A 17,627-nucleotide genomic window follows, 5' to 3' on the forward strand; every position below is an offset into this window, starting at 1 on the left:
GCGAAGAACGCGAAGAGTTTTCTTAGAAAATGACTCTTCGCGTTCTTCGCGCCCCCTTTGCGCCTTTGCGTTTAAATCTTCTCGTAGCTTTGCGGCTCACTTTCGCTGCTTCCATGAGTCTGTTTCATGCTATTATGCTGGCCATCATCGAGGGCCTGACCGAGTTTTTACCTGTCTCATCGACCGGCCACATGATCATCTACTCGTCGCTGGCGGGAATCAGTGGCAACGAATTCACCAAGCTATACACCGTCGATATTCAGTTTGGCTGCATCCTGTCGGTGCTGGTGCTGTATTACCGCCGCTTCCTGCGCGACACCCGCACCCGCGAAGACATGGTTTGGTACAACGCCCTGCCCGATGGTATCCGGCGGATGCTCGGCCCGATTTCGGGGCAGCTTGATTTTTACCTGAAACTGTTTGTGGCCTTTCTGCCCGCAGCGGTTATTGGTTTTCTGCTCAACGATTTCATCGATAGTTTGCTCGAAAATGTGGTCGTTGTGGCTATTTCGCTGGTGCTGGGTGGCATCGTGCTGATCTTCATCGACCGACTTATCGAGAAAAACGTAACCCGCGACTACGACATTACTTTCCCGGAATCGCTCAAGGTGGGGTTCTTCCAGTGCATCGCCATGATCCCCGGCGTATCGCGCTCAGCGGCTACCATCATTGGGGGTATGACGCAGGGCCTTACCCGGCAACAGGCGGCCGAGTTCTCGTTTTTTCTGGCGGTTCCTACAATGGCAGCTGCTTCGGGTTACAAGCTCCTGAAAACCTACAAACTCCTTCAGCCGGCCGATTTTCAGACGTTGTTCATCGGTAACGCCATTGCCTTTGTGGTAGGACTACTGGCCATTCGCGGCTTTGTCGGTTTCCTCAACAAGTATGGTTTTAAGGTATTCGGCTACTACCGCATCATCGTTGGCCTGGCCATTCTGGGGCTGGTCGCCGCCGGCGTGAAGATTGATATTTTGTGATTATTCATTTGAACGCAAAGGCACAAAGGGTATCGCAAAGTAAGCGAAGGGTATCGACCAGAAGAAATAATAGTCATTGCGCCCTTCGCGCTCCCTTTGCGCCTTTGCGTTCTTCTCTTTTTATGACGGAACAAACCGATCCCGGCCAGCTGATTCTGATTGACAAACCGCGTGAATGGACGTCGTTCGACGTGGTGAACAAGTTGCGACGGGCCTGTAAGTTCAAGAAGATTGGGCATGCCGGTACGCTTGACCCGCTGGCAACGGGGCTGCTGATTCTCTGCACGGGCAAAATGACCAAGCAGATCGACAGCTATCAGGCACAGGAAAAAGAATACACAGGTACGTTGGTGCTAGGCAAAACCACCCCTTCTGTTGACCTGGAAACCGACTTCGACGCTGAGTTCGACGTATCAGGCATTACACCCGATATGGTACGTGACGCCGCCGCCCAACTCACCGGCACCATTCAGCAGATTCCGCCCATCTATTCGGCGGTACGCGTCAACGGCGAGCGGCTCTACGAACGCGCCCGACGCGGCGAAACGGCCGATCAGGTGGAAGGCGGGATCAAAAGCCGGACCGTCACGGTGAGCGTTTTCAACGTACTGACCGACGATTTCCCGACGATCGACTTCCGCATTGTCTGTTCGAAAGGCACGTACATTCGCAGCCTGGTGCGCGATCTGGGGCTCCTGCTTAACAACGGCGCGTACATGTCGGCCCTTCGCCGCACCCGCATCGGCGATTTCGACGTGAAAGACGCCCAAACGGTGAACGGGTTTATTGATGACTATTTAACGAGTCATTGATGGTCAGTTGGCCTTCAATGACCTTCAACCTATGCTTGTCCATCGCGGCATTGACAGTTTGTCTCCCCTCCCCTACGCGGTCGTTACCAGTGGTACGTTCGACGGCGTGCACCTGGGGCATCAGAAAATTCTGCAACGGCTCAACGAAGTCGCCCGCAGTCATCCCGACGGGCAGTCGGTGGTGATGACCTTCTGGCCTCACCCGCGCACAGTGGTGTCCAACGATAGTCAGGATCTGCGGCTGCTGTCATCGCTTGAGGAAAAAATTGACCTTCTCGAACAGGCCGGCGTTGACCACCTGATCGTGATTCCGTTTACCCGTTCGTTTTCGCAGCTGACCTCGGAAGAGTTTATCCGCCAGATTCTGATCGATTGCATCGGGACGCGCAAGCTCGTAATTGGCTATGACCATCGCTTTGGCCGCGACCGCGAGGGTGGTTTCGATTACATCCGGGCGCATCAGGCCGAATTTGGCTTTGAAGTTGAAGAAATTCCCCGTCAGGATATTGAAGCGGTGGGCATCAGCTCGTCGAAAATCCGGGCGGCGCTCAGCGAGGGCAATGTAGCAGCGGCTACGCGCTTTCTGGGCCGCCCCTACTCGCTGACGGGCACTATCGTAAAAGGGCGTCAACTGGGGCGCACCATCGGTTTCCCAACGGCCAATTTGCAAGTCGATGATCCCGTGAAGCTGATTCCCGCCAACGGCGTGTATGCTGTGGATGTGGAACAAGGCGGACGTACCTACGGCGGTATGCTCAATATTGGCTTCCGGCCGACGGTGGCAGGAGAGCATCAGACGATCGAAACCTACATTTTCGATTTCGATAAAGACATTTACGGCGAGCACATGACGCTGCAATTCCGCGCGTTTTTGCGTCCCGAACAGAAATTCAATGGCCTGCCTGCGCTCGTCGAGCAACTTCAGCAGGATGAGCAACAAGCACGAGCGCTGCTGACGAAATAAATAGCAAATCGTTGTCATTCCGACGCATGAGGGGTCTTGGGGTTTCTCAGCTTGAGGGTAAGGATGCTTTAAGATCTCTCATGCGTCGGGATGACAAAAAACGCTTTACTCCAGCACCCGGCTCAGCAGGTTCACCCAGTTTTTATGGAAAATCTTGTCGAGATCGGCGTCGGTGTAGCCGCGTCGTTGCAGGATAGCCTCGAACTGTTGCAGGTCGGCGATGGTATCCAGGTCGTAGGGCGACTGCTCCGTGCCAAACAGACCGTCCAGATCGCTACCAAAGCCGATGTGATCGCTTGATCCGGCCAGTTGGCAGATATGGTCGAAATGATCGACCAGCTTTTCGAGGTTGATGCCCAGCGCCTGCGGGGATTGCTGCGCCTGCCGGTAGTTGGGATACAGCATCCAGGCATCCAGCGCCCCGCCAATCACGCCGCCGCGTTCGATGATCCGCTTGAGTTGCTCGTCAGAGAATTGCCGCTCACCGAGAATGATGCTGCGGCAATTCTGATGACTGGCAATGACAGCGCCCCCAAACACATCCAACGCCTCGAAAAAGCCCCTATCCGTCAGGTGCGTGAGATCGAGCAGCATGGGCAGACGATTCATTTCGGTCAGCAGGTCGATGCCCAGCCGAGTGAGGCCACTGCCGTCGGAATGCGTCCCGGCGGCGTAGCGGCCCGGCCCGAAATGCGAAATCCCAATCGAGCGCAGCCCCTGTTCGTAGTAGCGATGCAGGTACTCGACCGACACGATAGAGTCGGCCCCTTCCAGCGCCAGTATATAGCCGATGGGTTTCTTCGCGTCGGGGTTGGCGTCGTCCTGCCAAAGCGCCAGGTGCTGCACCAGATCAGCCCGGGTACGTATCGGCACCATCTCACCGAGGGCTTCCATCTGTTCGTACCAGCAGCGCTGCGCCTGCGCGTCGGCATAGGCCTGTTGAGGCGAATGCCAGCCCGGCAGGCGCGTTGCCTGTGCGGGCCAGCCGGGTTCAGTCACGCGGGCGATCATGGTGGCAAACACCAGCCCGATGTTGCCCGCCCGTAGTTCGGGCAGCGCCACCGTGCCTTTGCCCCGGTCGGGTGTGTCGGTCCAGCCCAGCCGGATTTCGTTGGCCCGAATGGCGTGAACAGGCTGGGTCAGGTCCCGATTCAGCGCAATGGCGTTGGTCGACAGATCGAGGTGAGCGTCAACAAGAAAGCGTTTTGGCATAAGTGAGTCAATTAGGGGCAGCTACACGTCAATCCTGGATACGGGGCAGCGTCCAGTCGTTCCGGATAGCCAACAGGCGGAACAGCGTAATCAGGCCTACCGATATAATCACGTTCAGGGTCGGGTCCATACCCATTGATCGGTTAAGGAGGTACAGCAGCGCGCCGAAGAGACAGGGTGTTACATACAATTGCCGGTCCAAGATCAGGGGTAAGTCGTTGACCAGCGTATCCCGAATCACACCGCCGAAAAGAGCCGAGATAATGCCCAGCAGAATAGACGCCCAGTCATTTACGCCAGCCGTCAGGGCTTTCTGCATACCCAAGATGGTAAACAGGCCGATGCCGATGGTATCGAAAAGCAACAGAGGCCGGTGGAGCGCGCTTCGCCACCATTTTCGGAAGAAAACAGCCACGATCACGTTGGCGGCAATCACGATCAGGTAATTGGGGTCGCGAATCCAGGCGATCGGGTAGGCGCCCATGATGACGTCACGCACCGTGCCGCCCCCGACGGCGGTGAGAAAACCGACAAAAAAGAGCGCGACAATGTCGTGGTACATTTTCTTGCCCAGGGCCGACAACACGCCCGAAATAGCAAAGACACTCGTACCAACCAAATCAATTACGTACCAGATCGTCATGTAAAAAAAGCACGGCGGGTAGTACCCGCGGGCAGCAATTCGTCGGCAAAAGTACGCTGTACGCCGGGTTGGTCTGCACAACATACGCATCCGTTGCCCATTATTCGCTGATAAAAGGAGCTACATGGTGATCATTCGATCGCGGGCGACAATGCGCCAGGGTTCGCCCGGCTGCCCATCGACGACCGGAACAACCCGCTCGTAGAGGTTCACCGTGGGGCAAACGTGCATCGGAATGGCCAGAAACGCCTGCCCGACCTGATAATCGGCACTGTCGGGCACGCGCACGTTGAGGTGCTCTTCCGACTGCCTGATGACCTCGTATGCCGCTACCTGAGGAAATACAACCCGTGGCAGTGGTGGGTCGGCCGCGACGGCTTTGCTACCCAAATCAAAGCACAGGGTGTGCTCATCGACAATCGACAAAACGCGGGTGAGGATGAACGCGGCGGGCTGGAACGGCAGATCCGGATACGACCCGCCGTAGCCCGCATCCCACAAAAAGAACGTACCTGGGCTGCATTCGACATCGGGCTTGCCGGCATAGAACCGAAACGACGGCGACCCGCCCAGCACCAACGTAATCGTTCTGCCGAGTCGGTCAGACGCCAGTAGCTGCAACGGTCGCAACTGGGCATAAATCGCGTCGGTTTTGGCTTGACGGACTGCCACCTCCGGGTCATGCACGTGGCCGTCGTACCCGTGCAGCCCAACGAGGCGGATACCCGGCAGTTCCTTTATGGCCTCGATCAGCGCAGGTACGTTAGCGGGCGCGATACCCGTGCGGTTCATGCCCACGTTTACGTCGATGTACACGTTCAGTGGCGCATCGGCAAACAAGTCAGACAGGAGTTGGGCACTGGGTACGTTGTCGATCAGGCTGGCGAACGTCGTTGCTGGAAACGCCTGACGTACCTGAGCGAATCGCTGCGCTTTTATGGCGCTCAACTGCATATTCAGCAACACATCGGGAGCGCCCGCCCGGCCCAGTAGTTCGGCTTCGGCAATGGTGCTGCATTTAAACTTATTGATCCCCTTCTGAATGGCCAGAACCGCAATTTCGGGGCATTTCACGGTCTTGATGTGCGCTCGCAGGCAGTTACCGGTTGGGGTGGCTGTCAGGGCAAGTACCGCATCGATATTCGCGGCGATGATATCAGGATAAACCAGCAGCGCCGGTGAATCGAGCTGATCCAGCGGCGCTGTGGGTGGGGCAGTAAACAAACGTGTCATAACGCAGTATACGCAGTTTTTGCGTACAAGCCGCCACTGACTTATCTACACATAGACCCGTTCGTAGTATTCCCGCGCCATCCGGTCGGCGCCGAAGAAGGCGTTTACGTCGGTCATGCTACGGGCCACCATCCCCTGCCATTCGGCGGGCCGGTCGTAGTATAGGGGCAAAATCTGTTGTTCCAGCAGGTCATAAAGCCCCGCGCAATCGTGGGCATCGCGAACGTCGGCGGTAGCGTTGCGGTCGGCCAGGGGTACGATGAAGCTGTTCTCATTCGGTTTGGCAAACTCCGAGATCCAGCCGTCGTTGGTCGAGAGGTTGATGGCGCCGTTCATCGCCGCCGTCATGCCACTCGTGCCCGACGCTTCGCGCGGTACAATGGGCGTATTCAGCCACACGTCGGCCCCGTCTTTCAGAATTTTCGACAGCCGCAATTCGTAGCCCGTCAGCACCGCCATGTTGGGGTGCAGGTGACTGCGGTAGAACAACTTGTTGAAGTTCTGCTTCGCGCCCTCATCAAACGGATACGGTTTTCCCGCCCAAATGATCTGCACGGGGTAGTCGGGATTATTGAGCAACCGCGTAAAGCGCTCGTAGTCAGACAGCAGCAGCTCAGGTCGTTTATAGGCGGCAAACCGGCGCGCCCAGACGATCGTCAGCACGGCCGGGTCGAAGAGTTTCCCGACCTGATCGGCCACGACGTCGAGCAACAACTGCTTCATGGTCCGTTTCCGAATGTCCATCTGATCGGCGTCGCGTTGCTGCTGGGCATCAGCCAGTTGAGCATCGGCCCAGTACCGCTGGTTTTGTGCGTTGGTCACGTGCGTAATCTCACACGTACCTGGGTAATGCGCCCACATCTCGCGCGCAACTTCGCCGTGCAGTTTCGATACGCCATTGGCTCGGCGGGCTACCCGCAACACCGCCAGCGAATGGTTGAAGATATCTTCCCGAATACCCGTCAGTTCACCAACCTGATCGAGCGTCAGGCCATTGAAGAAGCCCAGATTTTCCAGAAAATGAATGTTGTGCTTTTCGTTACCTGCCTCTTCCGGCGTGTGGGTCGTGAAAATAAGCCGTTTGGTGATTTCGTCTTTCACACCGTTGAAGGTTCGGTACAGATGAAAAATAGCCGACAGCGCGTGGGCTTCGTTGAGGTGATACACCTCGGGGCTGTAGTTGATTTCGTCCAGAAATTTGGCACCACCCAGGCCCAGCACCATGCACTGCGCGACTTTCAGCGTCGGGTCGTTGTCATAAAGCCGGTACGAAATCGCGCGCGTCTGTTCGTCGTTGCCATCTACGTCGGTAGTCAGGAAGAACATGGGCACCGTGTTGAAATGCTTCGGATTGAGGTAGTAGGCACGTACCCAGACAGGCCGACCAAAAATATGGATGGTGAAGTGCGCGCCCGTATCCTCCAGAAACGAGTAGATCTTCTCCCGAAACTGCACGTCCATGGCATTGTCGGCCCGACGTACCTGATCGTAATACCCCTGCTTCCAGAGCATGCCGATACCGATGAGGTTCTGCTTCAGGTCATAGGCGCTTTTCATGTGCGACCCGGCCAGAAAGCCCAGCCCGCCCGAATAGGTTTTCAGGGCCTGATCGATGGCAAACTCCATCGAGAAGTAAGCAACGGATTTTTTGTAGGCCTGATCAAAGGCGTACGGGTGCCGGAAAGCGGCCGGTAAAGTAGCGTTCATAGAGAAGTTACCAGATGGGAAATGACAAAAGTACAGGTTTAAAACCAACGCGGGCGTTCTGTAAACGGGTGGTTTAAACCGCTCGTTTACAGAACGCCCGCGTCGACCATTGCTTTTAGGCTAGCACCTCGCTCACGGCGTGTTTTACCTGATCGTAGGCTTTACCCGCTTTGTATTTGGCTTTGCCGTACTGGTATTGCGCCTGTAGCTTATCGGCCCACGAAGCGTTGCGATACAGGGCTGCCAGGGCAATGCCCGTAAGCGCCACCGCCGCCAGCCCGATACCGATGGCCAGCCCCGACGATTTGGCCTCTTCTTTCACCTGCTGCTTCGGCGTGTTGAACTTCCGCATCTGGCTCGCCAGCATCTCCTGCGGCATGGTGTAGGCCATTACCTCGAAGGCTTTGTTCTTGATGCCGCCCGGCACCACCTTGGGCTTGCCGGCCATCAGTGCGTCGTAACCGTCCTTCGCCACCATCGCGGGGTCATCGAGCATCTCCGTGACCAGCGTATCCGAGGCGCCCGCTTTATTGAAGAAGTCGGTATCGGTAGCGTTGGGCATCAGGGCCGTTACGGTTACGTTGGTGTCTTTCAGCTCGTTCACCAACGACTGCGTGAGGTTCCAGACGTAGGATTTCGTGGCGGCATATACAGCCTGCAACGGGAACGGCGTGATCGACACCAGCGAGGCCAGGTTCAGAATCTTACCTTCGTTGCGGGCCACCATATCGTTCAGATACAGCTTGGTCAACAGCGTGGTCGTGAGCACATTGAGGTGAATGAGCGATTTTTCTGTCTCCCAGTCGGTTTCCGTAGCAAACTTGCCGTAAGTCGACACCCCAGCGTCGTTGACCAGCACGTCGACCGTGATGCCTTTGGCTTTGACCTGCTCGTAGACATCGCGGGCGGCGTCTTCCTCCGAGAGGTCTTTCTCGATAACCAGCACTTCCTCGGTGCCATAGTTCATCTCGAAGACTTCGCCCAGCCGGTGCAGGGTTTCCACACTGCGTGCTACTAGCACAAGGTTATAGCCATCCTGCGCAAACAGTTTGGCCAATTCCTGACCAATCCCGCTCGATGCCCCGGTGATCAGGGCCGTTTTCCCGATTCCTTTCTTCTGATTCATAAACGTTGCGTGTTTGATATACAATGCACCGCAGCGGCGGACTGCGATGAACAATGCACAATGGGGCGGACCGCTAGCGCGAATGCCACTGTACATTGTTCATTGTACATCGTACATTATACATTGTTCAGTCACCCTACCGATTGGTACGACCGAAGAAGTAATTTACGCCGAACCGGAAACGGCCACCTTTGTTGCGGCCTGCCAGGGCATCGGCCTGGTTGAAGTAGTTGCTCTCGAGGGCAAGTTCGGCGCCGAGGTTGCGGCGCAGCCAGAGCATCGTACCAATTTCCAGCGCTACGCTGCTGTACGTTGCTTTTTGATCAGCACCGATGTTGCTCGACCGTTCCCGGCCAATGTTGTATGATACACCACCAAAGCCGCTGATGCGGGTGCGCCACGGATAGTACCGCAGAAAAACACCCGTCTGAGTCGCCTTGTAGCTTGTATTCAGCCGACTATCGAAGCTCATTTGCAAACCGGCAATCAGGCCCTGCTGGAAAAAATACCCAACCTTGGGCGAAAAAGCCAGGTACGTACCGCTGCCCGACCCCGTACCGAAGCCTAACGAGGCGCCCGCCATAGTGCTGCCTTTCTGAAACCAGGTCAGTTGGTTGCGCTCCTGATACGAGCGGCTCACTTCATATTCCTCCCGGATCCGCACCTTGGCTTTGTCGGCCGCCTGATTGACGTCTTGCTTAACGTCCTGCGCTTTCTCGCGCACATTCTCGCGGGTTTGCTCGTCGATCAGCGGCCGGTCACTCTGCCGGTTCGAGCGCGATGAGTCGGTGGGTGAGTTGGTCTGAGCAACCGACGTACCCAGGCAAGCCGCTACTAAAGCAGCTGTGTAGAAAATCGTTTTCATTGGTTCGTTGAGTAAGCACTTCTGCCCTATAAACCGAGTAAGTTGCGTTTGGTTTGGCAGGCAGGACGGCTTTAACGAGCAACGTCCAGCGCCGAAGGCTGTTTTGACGAGCGCCATCCGGCCCCGACAACTCACCTTCAGCGCTGGACGCTGATCTCCGAACGAACGCTTCTTTACCCGACCTGCTTCAGCCGATCGAGCAGTTTACCGACTTGCTCCGCCGACGTAGCGGGAAAATTGGCGATCCGAATCTGACTGTCTTTGTGCTTCCCGTAGCCACTCCCCACGACCATACCGGCTTCTTTCACCGCACTGATTACTTCGTTGGCTGGGCGCGTTGTGTTGGCCACGATCACCGTTTGCGAGCGGTGGCGCTCCTCCTTCACGAACGGGTCGTAGCCATCCGTCTGCTCCAGAAACTTGTAAATCTGCCGGGCCTTTTCTTCGGTCTGCTTCCGAACGGCACCAGCTCCGATCTTGTTGAGGTCAGCCGCAATTTTACCTAACAAGTAGATATACAGTACGTTAGGCGTGGCTGGCGTCTCAAACGTCTGGTAATGTTTGTGCAACACCGGCAGCGTATGATGCGCCCCGATCGTCATCGAATCGTATTGTTGCAGGCGTTCGGCTTTTTCCAGACAGGTTTCCGACACGATCCAGACGCCCAGCCCGGCGGGCATCCCAAACGCTTTTTGCACCGAGAAAAACGCCGAATCGATCAGGCCATAATCCAGATCAGGGTAAGGTGCCGACGATACCATATCAACGCAGAACAGCTTCTTGCTGTATTTCCGCTTCAGCTTATGAATCTCCGTGGGCCGCATCTGCACGCCCGACGATGTCTCGTTGTGCGCTAATGCGACCAGTTCGGCATATTCAGGTACGTCGACATCGGCCGCGTCGAAGCCTTCGCCAAAGGGTTTCTCGGCGATGTAGGCAAACTTGCGCAGACTCTGGGCATAGTCGTAAAACTTCCGCGAAAAGGAGCCATTCACCATGTGAAAACTCTCATGCTCCACGCAGTTGAGCAGCATCCGCTCCCACACCTCCGACGCCGACCCCATGAAGTAGATGTCGTGCGTAGCCGGAATCGTCAGCAGCGTGCGTAGCTGCTCGTCGGTATACTTATAGATATCCCGAAACCGCTGACTCCGGTGCGAAATCGACCCGATCTGCTCGTTCATGGCCGTTTGCAGGTGTTGGGTAAATGTCGGGTACAGCTCAGCCGGACCGGGTGTAAAGTAGGTGTTGCTCATAAGATGAATAGTCTGGAAAGCCGTATAGCAGAGTCCAAAGTCTGGTAAGTTGTCTATGCATCTGCTTCGTGTAAGCAATACCTATACAGACTTTCCAGACTCGGAACTTCTATTTCTACTGACTGTCAAGACTTATGTTAATACAATAACCGGAACCGAATGGTATTGTCGATGTCTTTCAGTTCCTGTACCACTTCGTCGGCGTACTCCTTCGAAATGTCGGAGATAACGTACCCAATCGTTTCGTTGGTTTTCAGGTACTGCCCTTGAATATTGATGTGATACTTGGCGAAGATGTTGTTCATTTTCGCCAGAATGCCAGGTACGTTGGCGTGAATGTGCAGCAGCCGGTGCGAATCATGCAGCAACGGCAGTTGAAGCTCCGGGAAGTTGACGCTTCCGTAGGTGCTGCCGTTATTCATGTAAGCCAGTAATTTGGTTGGTACAAACTGCCCGATGTTGGCCTGCGCTTCTTCGGTGCTGCCACCAATGTGCGGCGTCAGGATCACGTTGGGCAGGCCGCGCAACTCATTGATAAACTCTTCGTTGTTGGTCTTGGGCTCGTAGGGGAACACGTCGACACCGGCCCCGGCTACTTTGCCCGATTTAATGGCGTCTACCAACGCAGGTACGTCGACGATATGCCCCCGCGACAGGTTCAGGAAAATTACGCCCTGCTTCATCAGGCCGAATTCGCGGGCGCCAATCAGGTTCTTGTTTTCCTTCCGACCATCGGTATGCAGCGTAATCACGTCTGAAACGGCCAGCAGTTCGTCGAGCGACCCACATTTTCGGGCGTTACCAAGGGCCAGTTTATCCACGATGTCGTAGAAGTAAACCTCCATGCCCAGCGCCTCGGCCACTACCGATAGTTGCGTGCCAATGTTGCCGTAGCCTACCAGACCCAGCTTTTTGCCGCGCACCTCGAAGCTGTTTGTCGCCGATTTATCCCAGATGCCCTCGTGCATTTTGTTGCTCTTCGGCACGATGTTCCGGATGAGCATGATCATCTCGCCCACGGCCAGTTCCACCACCGAGCGGGTGTTGCTGTACGGCGCGTTGAAGACCGCAATGCCTTTTTCGGTGGCGGCCGTCAGATCAATCTGGTTGGTGCCGATGCAGAACGCCCCGATCGTCATGAGCTTGGGCGCGTTGTCGAGCACGCGGCGCGTTACGTTGGTTTTCGAACGAATACCGAGGATATGCACGCCCTGAAGCGCCTCGATCAGTTCGTCTTCGTCGAGGGCTCCTTTCCGCACGTCCAGAATAAACCCCTCTTTCTCGAACAGGGCCAGCGCGATGGGGTGCACGTTTTCGAGCAGCAGCACCTTGATGCGGCTCTTGGGATACGATTGGCTACGGCTCAATTTGTTGTCGAATAAAAACTCGTCCAGTGAAGCGGCGATGTGGTCGGCTTTGGCCACCACCGACGGGCGCACCACGTTTTCGGTAAAGGCATAAAACCGGTTGGCCAGCCCCGACTCGCGGATTTCGTAGTCGGTATAGCCGTCGCCGATCACATACACGTCGCCGTCGAAATTCAATTCCCGGATCAGCTTCACCTTGCCTTTGTCCTGCGATAGCGGGTTCGTCTCGTCGCAACCGACAATGCTACCCGACTCATCAAACTGGAAGGTATTGGCATAAACGTTTTCGGCCTTGATACCCAGTGCCGTCACGATGGGTACAATGAACTCCTTGAAGCCGCTCGACACGATAAAAATCCGATCGGCGTGTTCGGTCAGGAATACCCGGTTGCGCTGAAACGAGTCGGACACCATCGTCGAGAGGCGTTCGACCAGCGCGGGGAGTTGGTCGCGGTGCGCGTTGAGCAGTTTAAGCCGCTGCTGAATCGATTGGGCCAACGAGAGTTCGCCCGCCATGCCCCGGTCGGTGATGGTTCGGATCTGATCGAGTACATCGTCGCGATCGGGCCGTCCCGACAGCGAGATTTCCCCCAGCACGTCGAGGGCTTCCACCTTCGTGAATGTGCTGTCGAAATCAATGATGTAATACGTCTGATCGGGGGCCGATGCCGTCGATTCCAGTGTTGGCGATTGCGTTAACATACAGAAAAAGATTACAGAAAACTTAGTCTCACGATGGGCTCAGTCGACCAGATGAACAAGGTATTGGGGCGGGTTTTACGTCGTGCCAATCTGTTCTCTCGTCAAGCAAACCGCTGTTGTCTGTATGGTGAAGTGTTACTGTGTCAGAAACGCGGCGGTACGTTTCTCGGCGTAGGTGGGCGCCTGAAGGCCCTCATTGGTGGTAAACCCGCAATGACCGCCCTGTTCAGGAAACTCCATCCAGACCGAGGTCAGTTCCTTAGCCAGGGCCTCCGGGAAGCATTCCGACGACAAAAATGGATCATTCCGGGCGTTTATGACCAACGTAGGCACGGTTATTTTCGTCAGAAAACCCAGCGAGCTGTTTACCCGATAGTAGGTATCGGCGTTACCGAAGCCGTGCAGCGGGGCCGTAATGAGGTCGTCGAACTGCCGGAGCGAGCGGATTTTGGCCATATCCACGTTGCGGATGGTGTCGGGTAGCAGGGGCGCTTTCTGCCTGATTTTTTCTTTCAGCGTCCGCTGAAACCGGATGTTGTAGACCATGCTGTCCCACTTCTCCAGCCGGTCGGCGGTGGTCAGCAGATCGAGCGGCACCGAAATCGCTACAGCCCGCCGGATCGCTCCATCAACCGCCGCGCCGCGTTCGCCCAGGTATTTGAGCGTAATGTTACCCCCGGCACTGAACCCCACGAGGCTGATCTGCCGGTAGCCCAGCCCCAGCGCGTGATCGATCACCGTTTGCAGATCGCCGGTTTCGCCGATATGATAAAAACGGGGCAGTCGGTTCATTTCACCGCTGCACGACCGGTAATGCCAGGCCATGCAATCGAAGCCCACTCGCGTCAGTTCACGAACCATCCCGGCCATGTACTGCCGAGTAGAGTCGCCTTCCAGCCCGTGCGAAATAATCACGAGCGGCGCGCCGCCCGGCGGGGACGTACCCACCTCATCGGCAGAATGCTGTCGGCATAAGTCAACATCCAGAAAGTCGTGGTCATTCGTTTCCAGCCGCGTCCGAACGTACCTGACCGGAATCTTGCGAAACAGCGACGGAATCACCGTTTGCAAATGCCCGTTTGGCAGGTAGGCCGTGGGCCGGAACGAAGGGGTTGTATTCAGGGGCATACCCAACAAAAAAGGGCCGTGCTGATCAGCAACGGCCCTGCAAAGGTATGGCTTGTGGCTTATTTGTTGGCAACCATGTGGGCTACCCGCCGGATGGTCACGAAGCGTTTGCGGTAATAATCGGCGTTCAGGAAGTCGAATTTCACCCCGCCGCTGCTGGCCGAATGGATAAACTTGATCTGGTCATTGATCACCTCAGTGATGATGCCCACATGCCCAACGCGCGACTTACTCGCCGCATGCCCGTTGAAGAAGATCAGATCGCCGGGCTTGGCAAACTCACGGTCAATTTTGGCACCGATGCCGGCCTGTGCGGCGCTCGAATGAGGCAGACTCACCCCGAATTTTGTGAAGCAGTACCGCACAAAACCCGAACAGTCGAAGCCACTCGGCGAGGTGCCACCCGACCGATACCGCGATGACAGGTGCTTACGGGCAAACCCCAACAGATTTTGGATAACTGGTATATCGTAGCTTTCGTCGGCTTCAGGCGCAACCACCTCGGGGGCTGCTTCCGTTTGTTTGGCCAGCGCTACCTGTTTCTGGATGGCCGTGGGCAATACTGCCATCTGGGCAATCGGGGATGCGCTGACAATAGTGTTTGCACGCGTGAGGCGGGCGTCAACAGCACGGTGGTTAGCAGGGGTTTCTGCGCTGTGGCTCCATTGGGCCGTTACACGGATGGTATCGCGTGAATAATCGTGCAGAGGTTGGGCATTGGCAATTCCAAAAACGAGTACGGCGGGCACCGTAACCAGCAATCTTTTACACATAGAAAAGGCTATTTCGTTGGGGTTGCTGCAACGAAACTATGCCCATCGGCCCGTACGACCAAATTTTCAACTGAAAAAATGTGGTGCACGTTCCACATAATTGGGGAATACCCACCACACTGTTTATACTTAACTAACTGACCGTTAGCTCATAATAGCCAACCATTCGCTCAGAAATTTTAATCCCCTTTTAGTAACCTCCGCTCCTGCTCGGTGAGGCTACCCATGCCGTGTTCGTTGATTTTGTCCAAAATCCGGTCAATCTCCTGTTGCCGTTGAAATTTAGCCCGGTTGTACCGTTCGTCTTTTGATTCGGGCTCATGCCGGCTGAGCGAAAAGCCACGGATATAGAGCCAGTCGGGGCGTTTAATGATAAAAAACAGGAACACCAGCGTCGGGGCTGTCAGCAACAGCACAAAGGGCCAGTTGACGCGCACGACGTCGGTATCGAGCAGGCAGATGGTGAAGATACCGGCCAGCGCCCCGCCCAGGTGGGCATCGTGCCCGATGTTATCGTTCAGTGATTTAAGCCCGTAGATCGAGAACAGCGTATAAACCAGGCCAAACACCCAGGCGGGCATCCGAAACGGTAAAAACAGCGGACTGATCGACAGGCCGGGATACAAGACGATGGTTGCGAAAATGAGCCCGGCGACCGCCCCCGACGCACCAACGGCCCGGTACGAACTGTCGTTGCGGTGAATGTAGAGCGACAGCAGGTTGCCACCGATCAGGCTGCCCAGATAAAGAACGAGCACTTTCCAGAGCCCCACGACCCACTCGACCGTGCCCGCAAATGACAGCAGCGCATACATGTTGAAAAACAGATGCCGCCAGTCGACGTGCACAAACCCGGCGGAAATGAGCCGACTGTATTCGCGATGCGTCAGAATGCCATCGACGGTAAAGGCGTAGCGCTCGAATACCGAGGGGCGCCGAAACGCGCTAAACGTAATCAGGGATGTGATAATGGCCAGTAGCAAGCCTATTGTTCCGGTGGAAGCCATACGAAAAGGATTGACGTCGAACGGTCGTCGCCGTGCCGTTTATCCGCAGGCACCAACGCGAACCGTTACCCCATAAACGCGAAACGCGCCCGCCCCGTTTCGTTGTGCAAACCGGATTTCAGCCGTATACTTGCAGCTTCAAGTCAATATGGTGCTGCCCGTTCGGGCGATACAGGCACCCGTTGATTTATACAGATGAGGGGAGAGACCAGGCTCTGCGAACCTCAGGCAACCTACCCAATGGCAAGGTGCTACATCCTGCCCACAGCATGGTGCTGCTGGGAGATATAAACCAACATACCGACATGCTCACTCACTGCTGCCGACGAATGCCCCAACCGGGCTACTGATCCGTCACCTCCCGCCTGTTGCTCTTCATGAGTCATCAGCGCCTCTGCGTACGCCGTCCATCTGGCGCAACGCACCTCTTACTCGTTTTCTTTTCACATATAGCAGCATTCGTATGACTTCTCAACCCAGATTTGAAACCCTGCAACTGCACGCAGGACAGGAAATAGACGCGGTAACGCATTCGCGGGCCGTGCCTCTCTACCAAACCACGGCCTACCAGTTCAACGACTCGGCCCACGGTGCCCGGCTCTTTGCCTTGCAGGAGTTTGGCAACATCTACACCCGCCTGATGAACCCCACCACCGACGTGTTTGAAAAGCGCGTCGCGGCGCTGGAAGGTGGAGTAGCGGCCCTGGCCACGGCATCGGGCCACTCGGCGCAGTTTCTGGCAATCAACAACATCACAACCGTTGGCGACAACTTCGTAACGACGTCGTTTCTGTATGGTGGCTCGTACAATCAGTTCAAGAATTCGTTTCGGAATATCGGCGTGGAAGCGCGCTTTGCCAACGGCGACGATCCGTCGAGTTTTGAACCGCTGATCGACGAGCGGACCAAAGCTATTTACCTCGAAACCATTGGCAACCCCAGCTTCAGCATCCCCGATTTCGAGGCGTTTGCCGCGCTGGCCAACAAATACGACCTTCCGCTGATCGTCGACAATACCTTCGGGGCGGGCGGGGCCATCTGTGCACCCATCAAACACGGCGCGCACATTCTGGTGGAGTCGGCTACCAAGTGGATCGGCGGCCACGGCACCACCATGGGCGGCGTCATTGTCGATGCCGGTACGTATAACTGGGGCAATGGCAAATACCCGCAGTTTACCGAGCCATCACCCAGTTACCACGGCATGGTGCTGAACGATGTGTTCGGTTTCGGAGGACCCTTCGGCAACATCCAGTTTATCATCCGTGCCCGGGTCGAAGGCCTGCGCGACTGGGGGCCGTCGCAAAGCCCGTTTAACAGCTGGCTGCTGATTCAGGGATTGGAAACGCTTTCGCTCCGGGCCGAACGTACCTGCGAAAACGCACTCGCGCTGGCGCAGTGGCTTCAGGAGCAGGACGAGGTCGAGTACGTTAATTACCCCGGCCTGCCCGACAATCAATACCATGCGCTGGCGCAGAAATACCTCACGCGCGGCGCGGGTGGCGTGTTGGCCTTCAAGCTCAAAGCTGGTCGCGACGCGGGCGATCAGGTGGTCAACTCGCTGAAGATGGTGAGCCACCTGGCCAACGTAGGCGACGCCAAAACGCTGATTATCCATCCGGCCAGCACAACCCACTCCCAACTCTCGACCGACGACCAAACGGCGGCGGGCGTTGAGCCGGGTCTGTTGCGCGTTTCGGTTGGCATTGAACATATTGACGACATCAAAGCCGATTTCGCGCAGGCCTTCGCCAGCGTAAAGGACGCCGTTTCTGTTTAGTTTGAGGTCTGAGGTTTATGGTTTGACGTTCTGCTAAACTAGCTGCAACCCAACGTCAAACCATAAACCTCAAAC

General features: G+C 56.1%; 15 protein-coding genes and 1 riboswitch. Of the genes, 4 read left to right on the top strand and 11 right to left on the bottom strand.

Going from position 1 to position 17,627, the window contains the following annotated elements; translation table 11 throughout:
- Window positions 1–113 precede the first annotated feature (113 nt).
- The 3 genes from ACAW74_RS25530 (at window position 114) to ACAW74_RS25540 (ending at window position 2,753) form a co-directional block, all read left to right on the top strand.
- Window positions 114–977 (top strand): undecaprenyl-diphosphate phosphatase, encoded by an 864-nt coding sequence (locus ACAW74_RS25530; RefSeq protein ID WP_370701101.1) that lies wholly within the window; start codon window positions 114–116, stop codon window positions 975–977.
- Between the two features lie 122 nt (window positions 978–1,099).
- Window positions 1,100–1,789, top strand: coding sequence for a tRNA pseudouridine(55) synthase TruB (gene truB, locus ACAW74_RS25535; RefSeq protein ID WP_370701102.1), 690 nt, complete (start codon window positions 1,100–1,102; stop codon window positions 1,787–1,789).
- Window positions 1,790–1,820: 31 nt separating this feature from the next.
- The gene (locus tag ACAW74_RS25540; protein ID WP_370701103.1) at window positions 1,821–2,753 is read left to right on the top strand and encodes a bifunctional riboflavin kinase/FAD synthetase; all 933 of its coding nucleotides are present in this window, start codon (window positions 1,821–1,823) and stop codon (window positions 2,751–2,753) included.
- Between the two features lie 105 nt (window positions 2,754–2,858).
- On the opposite strand, the gene ACAW74_RS25545 is transcribed toward ACAW74_RS25540, so the two are convergent.
- From ACAW74_RS25545 to ACAW74_RS25595, 11 genes are all read right to left on the bottom strand, one after another.
- Window positions 2,859–3,965 carry a dipeptidase gene (locus ACAW74_RS25545; protein ID WP_370701104.1) on the bottom strand — a complete coding sequence of 369 codons (1,107 nt, stop codon included), beginning with the start codon at window positions 3,963–3,965 and terminating at the stop codon, window positions 2,859–2,861.
- Between the two features lie 28 nt (window positions 3,966–3,993).
- Window positions 3,994–4,608: a trimeric intracellular cation channel family protein gene (locus ACAW74_RS25550; RefSeq protein ID WP_370701105.1), complete on the bottom strand. Its 615-nt coding sequence runs from the start codon at window positions 4,606–4,608 to the stop codon at window positions 3,994–3,996.
- Window positions 4,609–4,728: 120 nt separating this feature from the next.
- Window positions 4,729–5,841, bottom strand: a complete 1,113-nt coding sequence (locus ACAW74_RS25555; protein ID WP_370701106.1) for a D-TA family PLP-dependent enzyme — start codon at window positions 5,839–5,841, stop codon at window positions 4,729–4,731.
- A gap of 45 nt (window positions 5,842–5,886) precedes the next feature.
- Window positions 5,887–7,548 (bottom strand): alpha-glucan family phosphorylase, encoded by a 1,662-nt coding sequence (glgP, locus tag ACAW74_RS25560; protein ID WP_370701107.1) that lies wholly within the window; start codon window positions 7,546–7,548, stop codon window positions 5,887–5,889.
- A 115-nt stretch (window positions 7,549–7,663) separates the two neighbouring features.
- Window positions 7,664–8,674, bottom strand: coding sequence for an SDR family NAD(P)-dependent oxidoreductase (locus ACAW74_RS25565; RefSeq protein ID WP_370701108.1), 1,011 nt, complete (start codon window positions 8,672–8,674; stop codon window positions 7,664–7,666).
- A 136-nt stretch (window positions 8,675–8,810) separates the two neighbouring features.
- Window positions 8,811–9,539, bottom strand: coding sequence for a hypothetical protein (locus ACAW74_RS25570; protein ID WP_370701109.1), 729 nt, complete (start codon window positions 9,537–9,539; stop codon window positions 8,811–8,813).
- 173 nt (window positions 9,540–9,712) lie between these two features.
- Window positions 9,713–10,795: an aminotransferase class V-fold PLP-dependent enzyme gene (locus tag ACAW74_RS25575; protein ID WP_370701110.1), complete on the bottom strand. Its 1,083-nt coding sequence runs from the start codon at window positions 10,793–10,795 to the stop codon at window positions 9,713–9,715.
- Window positions 10,796–10,932: 137 nt separating this feature from the next.
- On the bottom strand, window positions 10,933–12,864 hold the full coding sequence (gene serA / locus ACAW74_RS25580) for a phosphoglycerate dehydrogenase (protein ID WP_370701111.1): 1,932 nt from the start codon (window positions 12,862–12,864) through the stop codon (window positions 10,933–10,935).
- 135 nt (window positions 12,865–12,999) lie between these two features.
- Complete coding sequence (locus tag ACAW74_RS25585; protein ID WP_370701112.1) at window positions 13,000–13,992, bottom strand: YheT family hydrolase; 993 nt, start codon at window positions 13,990–13,992, stop codon at window positions 13,000–13,002.
- A gap of 59 nt (window positions 13,993–14,051) precedes the next feature.
- Entirely contained in the window at window positions 14,052–14,765 is a 714-nt protein-coding gene (locus ACAW74_RS25590) for a C40 family peptidase (protein WP_370701113.1), read from the bottom strand.
- 179 nt (window positions 14,766–14,944) lie between these two features.
- On the bottom strand, window positions 14,945–15,772 hold the full coding sequence (locus ACAW74_RS25595; RefSeq protein WP_370701114.1) for a rhomboid family intramembrane serine protease: 828 nt from the start codon (window positions 15,770–15,772) through the stop codon (window positions 14,945–14,947).
- Window positions 15,773–15,956: 184 nt separating this feature from the next.
- A riboswitch (SAM riboswitch) is annotated at window positions 15,957–16,066 on the top strand.
- A 169-nt stretch (window positions 16,067–16,235) separates the two neighbouring features.
- Between ACAW74_RS25595 and ACAW74_RS25600 the strand changes: the two genes are divergently transcribed.
- Entirely contained in the window at window positions 16,236–17,552 is a 1,317-nt protein-coding gene (locus ACAW74_RS25600) for an O-acetylhomoserine aminocarboxypropyltransferase/cysteine synthase family protein (RefSeq protein ID WP_370701115.1), read from the top strand.
- Window positions 17,553–17,627: the final 75 nt, after the last annotated feature.

Source organism: Fibrella musci (assembly GCF_041321105.1).
Taxonomy (GTDB): domain Bacteria; phylum Bacteroidota; class Bacteroidia; order Cytophagales; family Spirosomataceae; genus Fibrella; species Fibrella musci.